This window comes from Alkalimonas delamerensis (assembly GCF_030717955.1).
Classification (GTDB): domain Bacteria; phylum Pseudomonadota; class Gammaproteobacteria; order Enterobacterales; family Alteromonadaceae; genus Alkalimonas; species Alkalimonas delamerensis.
This window is the reverse complement of record NZ_JAUZVY010000002.1, coordinates 396502-410006: the sequence shown is the minus strand read 5'-3', so window position 1 is coordinate 410006 and position 13505 is coordinate 396502. Positions and strand designations below refer to the sequence as shown.

The 13505-nt window shown below is 54.3% G+C and carries 14 protein-coding genes; 12 read left to right on the top strand and 2 right to left on the bottom strand.

What is annotated here, in order from left to right; translation table 11 throughout:
- The 9 genes from Q3O59_RS06275 (at position 1) to ttcA (ending at position 7812) form a co-directional block, all read left to right on the top strand.
- The gene (locus Q3O59_RS06275) at positions 1-192 is read left to right on the top strand and encodes a cbb3-type cytochrome oxidase subunit 3 (protein WP_305944760.1); all 192 of its coding nucleotides are present in this window, start codon (positions 1-3) and stop codon (positions 190-192) included.
- The gene (gene ccoP / locus Q3O59_RS06270; RefSeq protein WP_305944759.1) at positions 185-1165 is read left to right on the top strand and encodes a cytochrome-c oxidase, cbb3-type subunit III; all 981 of its coding nucleotides are present in this window, start codon (positions 185-187) and stop codon (positions 1163-1165) included. The genes Q3O59_RS06275 and ccoP overlap by 8 nt, the downstream gene beginning before the upstream one ends.
- A gap of 66 nt (positions 1166-1231) precedes the next feature.
- Positions 1232-1717: a FixH family protein gene (locus Q3O59_RS06265; protein ID WP_305944758.1), complete on the top strand. Its 486-nt coding sequence runs from the start codon at positions 1232-1234 to the stop codon at positions 1715-1717.
- Between the two features lie 6 nt (positions 1718-1723).
- Positions 1724-4117 carry a heavy metal translocating P-type ATPase gene (locus Q3O59_RS06260; RefSeq protein WP_305944757.1) on the top strand — a complete coding sequence of 798 codons (2394 nt, stop codon included), beginning with the start codon at positions 1724-1726 and terminating at the stop codon, positions 4115-4117.
- Entirely contained in the window at positions 4114-4329 is a 216-nt protein-coding gene (gene ccoS / locus Q3O59_RS06255) for a cbb3-type cytochrome oxidase assembly protein CcoS (protein ID WP_305944756.1), read from the top strand. Before Q3O59_RS06260 ends, ccoS begins: the two co-directional genes overlap by 4 nt.
- Positions 4316-4993 carry a sulfite exporter TauE/SafE family protein gene (locus Q3O59_RS06250; protein WP_305944755.1) on the top strand — a complete coding sequence of 226 codons (678 nt, stop codon included), beginning with the start codon at positions 4316-4318 and terminating at the stop codon, positions 4991-4993. Before ccoS ends, Q3O59_RS06250 begins: the two co-directional genes overlap by 14 nt.
- Before the next feature lie 34 nt (positions 4994-5027).
- The gene (fnr, locus tag Q3O59_RS06245; protein ID WP_305944754.1) at positions 5028-5744 is read left to right on the top strand and encodes a fumarate/nitrate reduction transcriptional regulator Fnr; all 717 of its coding nucleotides are present in this window, start codon (positions 5028-5030) and stop codon (positions 5742-5744) included.
- A gap of 119 nt (positions 5745-5863) precedes the next feature.
- Positions 5864-6793 carry a universal stress protein UspE gene (gene uspE, locus Q3O59_RS06240; protein WP_305944753.1) on the top strand — a complete coding sequence of 310 codons (930 nt, stop codon included), beginning with the start codon at positions 5864-5866 and terminating at the stop codon, positions 6791-6793.
- Between the two features lie 104 nt (positions 6794-6897).
- Positions 6898-7812, top strand: coding sequence for a tRNA 2-thiocytidine(32) synthetase TtcA (gene ttcA, locus Q3O59_RS06235; RefSeq protein WP_305944752.1), 915 nt, complete (start codon positions 6898-6900; stop codon positions 7810-7812).
- Positions 7813-7881: 69 nt separating this feature from the next.
- Here the strand turns inward: ttcA and Q3O59_RS06230 are convergent, their stop codons facing one another.
- The gene (locus Q3O59_RS06230; RefSeq protein WP_305944751.1) at positions 7882-8787 is read right to left on the bottom strand and encodes a glucosaminidase domain-containing protein; all 906 of its coding nucleotides are present in this window, start codon (positions 8785-8787) and stop codon (positions 7882-7884) included.
- A 294-nt stretch (positions 8788-9081) separates the two neighbouring features.
- Here Q3O59_RS06230 and Q3O59_RS06225 point away from each other — a divergent pair, with 294 nt between their 5' ends.
- From Q3O59_RS06225 to Q3O59_RS06215, 3 genes are all read left to right on the top strand, one after another.
- Complete coding sequence (locus Q3O59_RS06225) at positions 9082-9705, top strand: hypothetical protein (RefSeq protein WP_305944750.1); 624 nt, start codon at positions 9082-9084, stop codon at positions 9703-9705.
- 110 nt (positions 9706-9815) lie between these two features.
- Positions 9816-11030 carry a pyridoxal phosphate-dependent aminotransferase gene (locus Q3O59_RS06220; RefSeq protein ID WP_305944749.1) on the top strand — a complete coding sequence of 405 codons (1215 nt, stop codon included), beginning with the start codon at positions 9816-9818 and terminating at the stop codon, positions 11028-11030.
- A gap of 8 nt (positions 11031-11038) precedes the next feature.
- Positions 11039-12451: an alanine/glycine:cation symporter family protein gene (locus Q3O59_RS06215; RefSeq protein WP_305944748.1), complete on the top strand. Its 1413-nt coding sequence runs from the start codon at positions 11039-11041 to the stop codon at positions 12449-12451.
- Here the strand turns inward: Q3O59_RS06215 and phnE are convergent.
- Positions 12439-13494 (bottom strand): phosphonate ABC transporter, permease protein PhnE, encoded by a 1056-nt coding sequence (gene phnE, locus Q3O59_RS06210; RefSeq protein WP_305944747.1) that lies wholly within the window; start codon positions 13492-13494, stop codon positions 12439-12441. The two genes, Q3O59_RS06215 and phnE, sit on opposite strands and share 13 nt — an antisense overlap.
- Positions 13495-13505: the final 11 nt, after the last annotated feature.

Below are 13505 nucleotides of genomic sequence, written 5' to 3'. Positions count from 1 at the left end.
ATGGAAACAGCAACCTTAATGCATACCGTCCTTACTGTCCTCTTATTTGTGGGCTTTGTTGGCCTGGTGATCTGGGCCTACAGCAAAGGAAGGAAGAAAGACTTTGACGAGGCGGCAAACCTGGTGTTTGACGACGAGCCAAAGCCAGCAAAGCCATCGCAAAAACAACAACAGGAGTCCGATCATGAGTAGCTTCTGGAGCGCTTGGATCATTATTTTTACACTGGTTACTCTGGTAATTTGTTTTGTTTTGCTTACCTGGAACCTGAAAAACTACGTCGGTGTTAGCGAAGACGAGACCACCGGCCATGAACACGACGGCATCTCAGAGCTGAACAACCCGCTGCCAAAGTGGTGGACTTACATGTTCTACGCCACTCTGGCCTGGGGCTTGTTGTACCTGGCCGCCTACCCTGGTCTTGGCAATTACCAAGGCTTTTTAAAGTGGACCAGTTCCAACCAGGGCATTTTGTCGCTGGAAGAGTCGGAGCAAGCGGTGATTGCCGCCCGTGAAGCGGGTCTCAATGTGCAGCTTGACCGCGAGATGACCCGCGCTGATGAAGTCTATGGCCCGGTGTTCCGCCAGTTTGCTGAGCGCGATGTGCTGGATCTGGCCTACGATGAAGATGCCCTGCGCATTGGTCAGCGTTTGTTCCTGCAAAACTGTGCTCAGTGTCATGGCTCGGATGCCCGCGGCCAACGCGGCTTTCCGAACCTGACCAACAACGATTGGCAGTGGGGCGGCACACCGGACAAAATCCGCGAAACCTTGCTGTATGGCCGTAAAGCCGCCATGCCAGGTTTCAAAGATGCGCTGGGCGAGCAAGGCGTTCGCGAAATGACGGCTTATGTGCTGAGCTTGTCGGGTCGTACCGTCAATCAGCGCGATGCCGAAGCCGGCAAAGCACAGTTTGGCATGTGCGCAGCCTGCCACGGCATTGATGGCAAAGGCAGTGTGGCGCACAACCTGCCCTTTGGCGCGCCAAACCTGACCAACAACATCTGGCTGTACGGTGGTTCAGCGGCCGATATTACCGAAACGCTGGTGCAGGGCCGCTTTGGTGAAATGCCAGCCTTCCGCCATACTCTGGGTGAGGACAAGGTGCATATTCTGACCGCCTACGTGTATCGGCTGTCCAACCCTGAGCCGCCGAAACAAAACTGATTTTGGTCCCTTTTTCAGGTTAGAATAAACCCCGGCTGCGGGGTTTATTTTTACGAGGATTCTTCGATGCAACTGGATACACAACCCTGGTACAAGCAACTCTGGCCCTGGATCCTGATCCTGATCCCACTGGTCGCCTTTATCCGAGGTGGCTGGGCCTTTCATGTGATGCTGCAGAACCAACCGGAAATGGTGGTCGATGATTACTACCGTGAAGGCCGCACCATCAACAACCGGCTGGAGCTGTACCGCGAAGCCGCGCTGCGTAACCTGGAAGCCCATGTGCTGGTAATTGGCAACAGAGCCGTAGTGCGTTTTGCCGAAAATGCGGTGCTGGATGAAACCCTGCATCTGGACTTTCATCACACCACCTTAGGGGCGCACGATTTTGAGGTGGTGGCCGAGCGCAGCGGCGAACTGTTGTATGTCGCTACCCTGCCCCATACCCCCAGTGGACGCTTTCGTCTGGTGGTGTCGGATGACAGCAAAGAGTGGCGCTTGCGCGTGACCCTGGACGTGCCGACCGAGCAAGAAGTCAGGTTAGGCTACTAACCCCCGATGTCGTCCAGTATGCCTGCCGAGCGCTGCTTTCACTGCCATGAGCCGGTCCTGACCGGCCAAAACTTTGTGCTGGAATTTGAAGCACAAACACGCACCTTTTGTTGTGCCGGCTGCCATGCGGTGGCCGACACCATTATTCAGCAAGGGCTGGGCGATTATTACCGCTTCCGCACCGAGCCAGCCACCAAAGCCGACGCCATGCCGGCGGATCTGGCCGAGGAGCTGGCCAGCTTTGACAGCCCTGACGTGTTGGCCGATCTGGCCAGTCAGGAAGGCGAACAGCACAGCATCGAATTGTCGATAAGTGGCATCAGTTGCGCCGCCTGCGCCTGGTTGATTGAACGTCGCTTAAAACAGTTGCCGGGTCTTGCCAGCATCAGTGTCAATTCCGGCACCCAACGTGCCTTAATCAGCTGGCAGCCTGAGCGGCTTAAGCTCAGTCAGATTTTGCAGCAGATCGCGCAGCTTGGCTATCAGGCCAGTCCCTTTGCCGCCGATGAAGAAGAACACCTCTACAAAGCCGAACTGGGCCGCTACTTAAAACGACTGGCGGTGTCCGGCATTCTTTCCTTGCAAGTGATGATGCTGGCCGTGGCGCTGTATTTTGGCGAATGGACTGGCATCGACCCTGAGCATCAGGATTACCTGCGCTGGATCAGCATGCTGCTGACCACTCCGGTGGCTTTTTATGCCGCCCTGCCCTTTGTTACCAGCGCCTGGCGCAGCATCGTCAACCGCAAAATGAACATGGATGTGCCGGTGAGTCTGGCCATCTACTACACCTACTTTGCCTCGGCTTATGCCACCCTGACTGAAAGCGGTGAAGTCTATTTTGAGTCGGTCTGCATGTTTGTGTTTTTCCTGCAGCTCGGCAAATTCTTTGAATACCGGGCCAGGGCCAAGGCCCGCGATGCCACCAGCAATCTGTTAAAAATTATGCCGGTAACCGCCACCCAGCTGATTGATGGTCAGCCACAAAGCACCTCGGCCAGGCGGTTGCAACCGGGCGATTGCATTTTGGTCAAAGCCGGTGAAACCCTGCCGGCCGACGGTGACGTCATAGCCGGTACCAGCAGCGTCGATGAATCGATGCTAACCGGCGAGTACCAGCCCATTGCCAAAGGATGCGGCAGCTCAGTGCTGGCAGGCAGCGTCAATCACGATGGCGTCCTGCAAGTGCAGGTGACTCAGCCACTGGCACTATCGCGGCTGGGCCAGATCATTCAGTTGCAACAAGCAACCCTCAACCAAAAGCCCAAACTGGCGGAAAAAACCGACGAGCTGGCGCAGTACTTTGTCGAACGGCTGCTGCTGATTGCTCTGGCCACCTTTTTGGTCTGGTTTTTCTGGATCGATGCCGGCCGGGCTTTTTGGGTCACCTTGTCGGTACTGGTGGCCACCTGCCCCTGCGCACTGGCGCTGGCCACCCCGACGGCCATCACCTGCTCGCTGGCGCAGCTCAACCGCAAGCACATTTTAATTAAAAACAATCAGGTGCTGGACCAGTTGCCCAAGCTCAGCCAAATCGTCTTTGATAAAACCGGCACCTTAACTCAGGGCCGTTTTAGCGTGCATCAGGTGCAGTTGTTTCAACCCGACTGGCGCAAAGAGCAGCTGCTGAACCTGGTGGCCAATCTGGAGCGTCACTCCGAACACCCGATAGGCAAAGCTTTCCAGCCCTGGCTGACCGAGGAGCTGCCGCTTGACGATGTGCAGATCCACATTGGTGCCGGTATTTCCGGTCGCTATCAGCAGCAGGAGCTTCGGGTGGGCAATGCCGATTTCTGTCAGCTTAGCGCAGCGCCGGATGCGATGGTCTATGTCTGCTTAAACCAGCAGCTGCTGGCGGCCATTGAGCTGGAAGACGAAATCCGGCCCGAGGTTCCCGCTTTGCTTCGCCAGTTAAAGCAGCGCGGCTTTACCCTTGGCTTGCTAACCGGGGACAGCTCGCAGCAGGCCGACCGGGTGGCATCCGAACTTGGTTTTGACTGGCTGGAAAAAGGCTGCAGCCCAGAGCGCAAGGTGGCCGTGCTTCAGCAGTTAAAACAGGACTCTGAACAGCTGATGATGGTCGGCGATGGCATCAATGACAGTGCCTGCTTTCATGCCGCCGATGTCTCTGTCACCCTGCAAGGTGGCACCGATCTGGCCAAGAACCAGGCCGATGTGCTGATTTTACGCAACGATTTAAGCTTGCTGCAAACTTTGTTGGCGGGCGGTGAGCAAACGGCACGGACCATTCGACAAAACCTCGCCTGGTCGGTAGGCTACAACCTGATAATTATTCCACTGGCGGTGGTGGGACTGGTGACGCCCTACATCGCGGTGCTGGGGATGTCCTTCAGCTCGGTACTGGTGGTGTCCAACTCATTGAGGTTGCTGAAATCATGAGTGTGATTTATGTACTGATCCCAATTGCGGTGTTGTTCGTGATGGTGGGACTGGTTATTTTCTTCTGGGCGGTGCGCAACAAACAATTCGAAGATTTGGATAAACAAGGCTTTAGCATCTTATTTGATGAGGAGCCAACGCCCCCGACCGAGCAAGCCAACAAGCCTAAGGGCAGCCCCTCAGAAAACAAGGCATCGAATGATCCCAGCTGATTTGGCAGCGGCCCTGCTGATTGGTCTGGTTGGCAGCAGTCACTGCCTGGTGATGTGCGGTGGCATCGTGGCGGCCTTGCAATTGTCGATGCCGGGCATCTCCAGCCGCCGGCGCTTGTTGTTTCAACTGCTGCTTAGCCTGGGCCGCTTGACCAGCTACGCTTTTTTCGGCGCTTTGGTCGGCTATTTTGGCGTGGTTGCCTTGCAACTAACCGGTGCCTCCATGCTGTGGTTGCGCCTGCTGGCCGGTTGTTTGCTGATCACCATGGCGCTTTACATTGCCAGAATCTCAACATTACTGCTGTATCTGGAGCGAGTTGGCCAACACCTATGGCGACGCATTCAGCCGTTCAGCAGTCGGTTGGTACCGCTGAATACGCCGCTAAAAGCCTTCGGCTATGGTTTATGCTGGGGCTGGCTGCCCTGCGGCCTGGTGTACAGCACCCTGAGCTGGAGCCTGGCCAGTGGCAGTGCCCTGGCAGGCGCTGGCATTATGCTGGCCTTTGGTCTTGGCACCTTGCCAGCTATTTTACTGACCGCCACTCTGGCCGAGCGGCTCAATCAGTTAAAGCAGCAACTCTGGTTTCGCTACGGCACGGCGTCTTTGCTGGCAGCTTACGGTTTTTATACGGTTTATCTTGCCTTGGCGCGGCTAGTTTTTTAAGCTATCACCATTACAGCTACAAAATGGATGTCGTATGGCGCACTCATCAATCAACTGCCAGGATTGTGGCTTCAGCCAGCTTTGCTTGCCTTTTACCCTCAATGACAACGAGCTGGACACGCTCGATGACATCATTCAACGCAAAAAGCCGCTGCACAAAGGCGATTACCTCTATGAGGCTGGCCGGCCTTTCCAGGCGCTGTATGCCATTCGCACCGGCTCCTTTAAAACCTTTACCCTGACCGAGCAAGGTGAAGAACAAATCACCGGCTTTCATTTGCCAGGGGATGTGCTGGGGTTTGAAGCCATCAACACCGAGCAGCATGTCAGTTATGCCCAGGCGCTGGAAACCGCCATGGTCTGTGAAATCCCTTACAACAACCTTGAGCAACTGCTGGGACAGCTCCCCAAGCTGCGCCAGCAATTAATGCGCTTGATGAGTCAGGATATTTCTGCCGATCAGCAACTGATGCTGTTGCTCAACCGCAAAAATGCCGAAGAAAAGCTGGCTGCCTTCTTAACCAATCTGGCGCAGCGCTTTCATAGCCGCGGCTTTTCCGGCAAAGAGTTCCGTCTGACCATGACGCGTGGTGAAATTGGCAACTACCTGGGGTTAACGGTCGAAACCATCAGCCGCTTGCTGGGGCGCTTTCACAAAGAAACCCTGATCCATGTCGATGGCAAGTTTATTACCATCAAAAATCAGCAGGCGCTGGCGGCATTAGGCGGCATGGCCGGTATCGCCAGCTAGGGCAGAAACAGAAAGCAATTTATTCGCTTTCTGTTTGATGCACCGCATGTTTTTGACTCGGCAAGCTCCTTTTTTTTGTCTACACTGATAGTCAGGCAAAGCACCAAAGGAGCGTTCCCGTGTCCAAACCTCAACACATCATGGTGGTGATTGATCCCACCACCGAGCAGCAAAAGGCGTTAAACCGTGCCGTCGAGTATGCCCGTTATCAAGATTGCAGCTTAACCGCCTTCCTGTCGATTTACGATTTCTCTTACGAAATGACCACCATGCTGTCCGGCGAAGAGCGGGAGTCGATGCGTCAGGCGGTGATCAAGGACCGCGAGCTGTGGATCAGTGAACTGGTTGCCCCTTATCGCGACAAAGGCCTGGTGATCGATATTCATGTCGAATGGCACAACCGCCCCTTCGAAGCCATCGTCAAAGCCGTGCTGGATGAAGGCTACGACATGGTGGTTAAAGGCACTCACGATCACGATGTGCTGAAATCGATGATTTTTACCCCGACCGACTGGCACATTCTGCGCAAGTGCCCCTGCCCGGTGTTGCTGGTAAAAGACCACGACTGGCCAGAAGGCGGCAACGTGCTGGTGGCCGTCAATGCCGGCAGCGAGCAGGATTACCACAAATCGCTCAACAGCCGCTTAATCAACAAAGCCAAAGCTGTCGCTGGTATGCTGTCTGCCGACATCCATCTGGTCAATGCCTACCCCGGCACCCCGGTCAACATTGCTATTGAGATCCCGGAGTTTAACCCGGACGAATACAACAGCACCATGAAGCGCCATCATCTGGATGCGGTCAAAGAGCTGGCGGCTCAGCATGGCATTGGTGACAACCATACCCATGTGCTGGAAGGCATGCCGGAAGATGTGATCCCCAAAGTTGCCCGCGAGCTGGACGCTGAAATGGTGCTGATTGGCACCATAGGCCGGACCGGCTTCTCCGCGGCCATCATTGGCAACACCGCCGAGCATGTGATTGATCGACTGGACTGCGATGTGCTGGCGTTAAAGCCGGAGGACTTTGTCAGTCCATTGGATAAATAACACTGCAACCCCGTCTGTACCCAATGCATTTTGACAGACGACGGGTCTATGGAAACGGCGCTTGATCCGCTATACTAGGCGCCGTTTTTCTATCGGGTGGTGTTATGTCGCATTCTGCTCAAGCCAAAGCTCAATACAGCCTCAACAAACTGCACAAAAAGCTGCGCCGTGGCGTCGGCCAGGCCATCGCCGATTTCAACATGATTGAAGCCGGTGACAAAGTCATGGTCTGCTTGTCTGGCGGCAAAGACAGTTATACCTTGCTCGATATTCTGCTGAACATGCAGCTGTCAGCGCCGATTGATTTTTCCATTGTCGCTGTCAATCTGGATCAAAAGCAGCCGGGCTTTCCGGCAGAGGTTTTGCCGAATTACCTGAGCCAGCTGGGCGTCGATTTTCAGATTGTCACCGAAGACACCTACGCCATCGTCAAAGAAAAGATCCCGGAAGGCAAAACCACCTGTTCGCTCTGCTCCCGCTTGCGTCGTGGCATTTTGTACCGCACGGCCAAAGAGCTGGGTGCCACTAAAATTGCCCTGGGCCACCACCGTGATGACATGCTGGAGACTTTATTCCTGAACATGTTCTATGGTGGCAAGATGAAATCGATGCCACCCAAGCTGCTGAGCGACAACGGCGAGCACATGGTGATACGGCCGCTGGCCTATTGCCGGGAAAAAGACATTGCCCGCTACGCCGAGGCCAAAGCCTTTCCGATTATCCCCTGCAACTTATGCGGCTCCCAGGATGGCCTACAACGCCAGGTGGTCAAAGAGATGCTGCAAGACTGGGACAAACGCTTTCCAGGCCGGATTGAAACCATGTTCCAGGCCCTGCAAAATGTGGTGCCCACCCACCTGGCCGATACCGAGCTCTTTAACTTTAAGCAGTTGTCCAAAGCCGATAGCCACCTGGCTGCAGATATGGCCTTTGATCCTGTTAGTTTTACGGCCCCGGCAGCCACAGAAGATGACGACACAGCCCCGCGCCATGCCGTGCAGGTTGTCGAGTTAGGTTAATTAGCAGCAGACGTAAAAAAACCAGCCAAGGCTGGTTTTTTTACGTCTGCTGCGCGGCGAAGCCCGGTGTTAGCAAGCAGGACTGATGGCCACCAGCTGTTTCACTTCTTCCATAATGGGGCAGTTGAAACGGATCATGCCGCTGATTTCGGCAATGTAGTCTTCACCGCGCTCGGAGTAACTCATCAGGCCTTGCACCAAATCTTCCCCCCGTACCGGCTTATTACGGGCTCGCAGTTCAGCCCGGATATCCCGTAAGGATTCGTAGCTGTGGAAGGTATTGAGGTTGTAAAAATAGCTGCGAATGCTGGCCGCGGCGGTGTCAAAGCGGGCCACTTCGTGAAATTGGTCTTCACCACGAGCCAGAGGCACGATGCCACAGCCTTCCCGAAAGCACCATTGACCAAAAAAGTTCAGTCCTTCCACCGCAAAGCGGCTGGTGCCCCAGGCCGACTCATTGGCCGCCTGCATCAACACCATAGAGGCAGGCAATACATCAACCCGCTTTAACAACTCCGACAGACTGTCGTCATCAAAGTGATCCACATCCATCCGGAACTCGTCAAAGAGTGCGTAAACAAAGGCGTAATCCTGCACGGTCAAAGGTTGCGAAGCGTTGAGCTGACTTTGCAGCTTCAGCAGTTGCTTACGCAAAGCACGCAGCCGTGCGTTTTCATGCGCCACGTAAGGCCCAAGATAGGCAAAAAAGGCCTGCTTTTTCAGGTTTACATCGCTGATGGCATCAAAGTCTGGCAGCGCTCTGTTGGCTGGGGCTTTCATCGGGTACGCCAGTCGCTTGCGGACCTGCTCAGAGTGACTGTAGCTGTACACATCCGAGCGCAGTGGGTGCACCAAAGGCTCGGCCCAAATGACCTCTGGCTCAGGCTGTGCTGGCTGAGGGATAAAAGGATAGTACAATGCATAAAGCACCAGGGCTGTCAGTGCAGCCAAAAGTGGGAACTTCAAAAATCGCATCAAGCACCTTTTCGTGAATAGAAAACATTCTTGGATAAAAACATAAGGGAGCTGTCTAAGCCAGACATCGTCACTGGACGAAAGCTCCCACTGATAACCAAGGCTGTTAAGCGTGGACAATCCCTTATTTTACCCCGAAAATGGTCAGTTCAGGAAATATTCTGGCCATTCCTTGTACAAAAAATCACAGCTTTTAAACTAAGCAACTGATACTGCAATAAAAATGAAACACTGGCATTCACCCCAAATATGGGGTAAAAATGACCATTCAGGCTTTTTTACAAGGAATTGGTCATGCAAAGCGTCCGGCTTTTGCCCCTGATAAGTCTTTTCGGCTTGCTGAGCTGCAGCAGTGCTGCCAACGAAAAAACCATCGAACGCACACTGGATGCCAGTGCATTGCAGCAGCTGGTGCTGGAGGTTGGCGTGGGTCAGGTCAATCTGCACAGCAGCGACAGCGATCAGTTGGAAATAACGGTCAAACTGCGTGGTGAGCGGCGTTGGTGGTTTTTCAGCCATAAGGTGGGCGATGTTGAGTTGCAACCGGAGCAACGCAATGGCGAACTTCGGCTCAGTATCCCGAAAGACAATACCCATCAGCAGTGGCAACTGCGGATCCCAGCGCATCTTTCGGTCCAGACCGACCTGGGGGTTGGCCAGGTGTACCTTCATCAATGGCGAAATCCACTGCAGGTGGATGTTGGCGTTGGTCAAATCAATGGCAGCCTGAACAGCAGCCAGTACCAACAGATTGAGTTGGCGGTTGGGGTTGGCAATGTCGGCTTGAGTAATGCCAACGGCAGCATGCAGTCGGAACGTCATCTGGTCGGCGGTACCCTGAACTGGTCCGGTTCGGGGCAAGCTGTGCTCAAAGCCAATCTTGGGGTTGGCGACATCAGCCTGAGCCATCAGCCCTGATTTTTGCTGAGCAGAATGAAAAGCACGCTTTTCACTTTGTTTTGCGACAGGACATCGGGTAGTATTTGGCTATCCAGACGTATAAAAATATAAGTGCATCCGAGCAAATTATGAAGCCCATTCAACGCTCCTCCAAACTTGAAGGTGTTTGTTACGATATCCGCGGTCCGGTGGCGCAAGAAGCCAAACGGATGGAAGAAGAAGGCCACCGCATACTAAAGCTGAATATCGGCAACCCGGCCCCTTTTGGCTTTGAAGCCCCGGACGAAATTTTAAAGCATGTTATTCACAACCTGCCAACGGCTCAGGGCTACTCCGACTCTCAGGGCATTTACCCGGCCCGGGTCGCAGTAGCGCAGTATTACCAGCAACGCGGCATTCGCGGTGCCGATGCCGACGATGTCTTTATTGGCAATGGCGTTTCCGAGCTAATTTTAATGGCACTGCAAGGCTTGCTGAACAACGACGACGAGGTGCTGATCCCCTCCCCCGATTACCCACTCTGGACAGCGGCTGTCAATCTGGCCGGAGGCAAGGCCCGGCATTACCGCTGCGATGAGCAACAGGACTGGGCACCGGATCTGGATGACATTCGCAGTAAAATCACCAAAAAAACCAAGGCATTGGTGCTGATCAACCCCAACAACCCAACCGGGGCGGTGTACAGCGATGAGGTTTTGCTGGCCTTGCTGGAAATTGCCCGCCAGCATCAACTGGTGGTGCTGAGCGATGAAATTTACGACAAAATTCTGTACGACGGTGCCAGTCACACCAGCACTGCCGCCCTGTGCGATGACTTGCTGTTGCTGACCTTTGGCGGCTTGTCGAAAAACTACCGCATCGCTGGTTTTCGGGTTGGCTGGCTGTTTATTTCCGGTGCCAAGCGCCAGGCACAGCATTATGTCGATGGGTTGCGGATCCTGGCCTCGATGCGGCTCTGTGCCAATGTGCCCTGTCAGCACGCGGTACAAACGGCTTTGGGCGGTTACCAAAGCATCTTTGAGCTGACCAAACCCGGTGGCCGTCTGTACGAACAAATGGATGCGGCCTGGCACCAGGTCAATCAAATTCCGGGGCTAAGCTGCACCCGCCCGAAAGGCGCCATGTATTTGTTTCCGAAAATCGATCGCCAGCAAATCAAAATCAAAGACGATGAATTGATGGTGCTGGATTTTCTGCGGCAACATAAAGTCTTGCTGGTGCATGGCCGTGCCTTTAACTGGCCGGAGCCGGATCACTTTCGCATCGTAATTTTACCGCACAAAGAACAGTTGGAGCAGGCCATTGGCCGGCTCGGGCAGTTTTTATCCGCGTATCAGCAGTAGGCCCAGCCATGACGACCAGCCCCGGCTTTCGTGAAGCCTTTGAATGGTTTACCCAGCAGCTGTCCTCGGTGGTGTTTTATGCCATTCCGGTGGCCGGCGCCGAATTACCGATGGTGGTGCTCTGGCTGATGGCCGGCGCCCTGTTCAGCACCTTTTATCTGGGCTTTATCAATGTGCGCGGCTTTGGTCATGCCATCCGGGTGGTCTCTGGTCGTTACAAGGATCCCAAGCAGCAAGGCGACATTACTCCCTTTCAGGCACTTTCTACTGCGCTGTCCGGTACCGTAGGCACCGGCAACATTGCCGGTGTGGCGGTGGCGATAACCCTGGGCGGCCCGGGCGCAACCTTTTGGATGATTCTGGCCGGCTTGCTCGGCATGTCGCTGAAATTTGTTGAATGCACCCTGGCCGTCAAATACCGGCGTCAGGCGGCCGATGGCACCTTCTCCGGTGGCCCGATGTACTACATCGAAGCCGCCCTTGCCAAATACCGGCTGCCTCGCCTCGGCAAGGCGCTGGCGATTTTCTTTGCCATGGCCTGCGTCTTTGGCTCGGCTGGCTTTGTGCATGTCAATCAGGGCTTTGCCCAGGTGAAAGGCGTTACTGGCTTTGACAGCGCCTGGGGCTTTGGCGTCCTCTACGCCCTGTTGGTGGCGGTGGTGATTATTGGCGGCATCAAAAGCATTGCCCGGGTCACCAGCCGCTTGGTGCCCTTGATGTGTGCCATATACTTGCTGGCGGCATTGGTGATCATCGGCAGCCAGCTGACGGCTGTACCGGCGGCGCTGATGATCATCGTGCAAGGCGCTTTTGCGCCGGAAGCGGCCTATGGTGGCTTTATTGGCGTGTTGATTCAGGGCTTTCGGCGTGCAGCCTACTCCAATGAGGCGGGCATTGGCTCCTCCCCCATTGCCCATGCAGCAGCACAAACCCGTCAACCGGTTTCCCAGGGCTTTGTCGCCTTGCTGGAGCCTTTTATCGATACGGTGGTGATTTGCACCATCACGGCTTTGGTGATCATCTTAACCGGCGCCTATTTGGGCAGCGATCTGGATGGTGTTCGCCTGACATCCAGCGCCTTTGCCACAGTGTTTGACTGGTTTCCGCTGGTGTTGATGGTGGCCCTGCTGCTGTTTGGCTTCTCTACCGTGATCAGCTGGTCTTATTATGGACTGAAATCCTGGAGCTACATTTTTGGCGACAGCGCCCGGGCCCAAAACCTGTTTAAGGTGCTGTTTTGTCTGGTCGTCTCGGTTGGCGCCGTGCCGAATATTTTGGCGGTGTTTGATTTTATCGACTCGATGATTTTCCTGATGGCGGTGCCCAACATCCTGGCCATTTACCTGCTGATGCCGGAGGTAAAGCGTGATTTACGGCAGTATTTGGCACAATTGAAAGAAAACCGGGCTCACTTCAAGTGAGCCCGAATTTTGGCAGAAGCATAATCCATCAACCAAACAATGACAGCAATCACGATCACCAACATACCGACTTCGTTCCAGCGCGCTAAGCCCTGATACTGCATCAGCAAAGTGCCAATACCACCGCCGCCGACCAATCCAATCACCGTTGCCATCCGCACATTGATGTCCCAGCGGTAAATGGTATAGGACAAATAAGGCAACACAATTTGCGGCACTACCCCGTACCAGATCACCTGGATTGGATGCGCCCCTGTGGCGGTCATCGCTTCCACCGGTCCATCGGAAATCGATTCAATCTGCTCCGAGTACAGCTTGGTTAAAGACGCCACAGAATGCAGAAATAGAGCCAACATGCCGGAAAAAGGCCCAATGCCGACCCACACAGAAAAAATAATGGCCCAAACCAGAGGCTCAATCGAACGGGTCAGGTTCATCATAAAGCGAATGACGCAGTAGATGGCAAAGCTCAGTGCTGACTGCTTCATCAAATTACGAGCTGCAAAAAATGCCAGCACAAATGCAACCGGTATGGCCAGGCTGGTGGCAATAAATGCCATGTACACTGTTTCAATGGCTGCAAAAAGAGCATCTTCGAAAATGGCAAAGTTGGGGGTCAATAACGCAGAAAAAATGCGCTGGGCGCCGGCAAGGCCGGAATCGGAGAAAAACTCCCGCATCGACACCTGGGACACATGCAAGCCGGCGATAAAAGTCAGAGCGATAAAAAACACACCCAGCCGGACACTGGCACTGCGGAAAATAGAGCGGTCCTCTGGAAACAGAATCAAGCCACTGATGGCTTTGCCGACAGAGCAGGTGCTGTAGCTCAGAACACTGGCCAGCACCACACCAATCCCAAGCGCATACAGTGGCTCGTGCCAGTAAAAGTCAAGATGACGACTTTGCAAGTACCAGGTTTGATACCCCAGCTTGTAGCCGATCAAGGCGGTGTAACTCCATAAAATTACATCAATGAACCAGGCTTTAATACTGGCTTTATAGCCGTGCACTCTGGCCTGTTCAAAAGGCTGTTCAGTCATTAGCTTTTCCA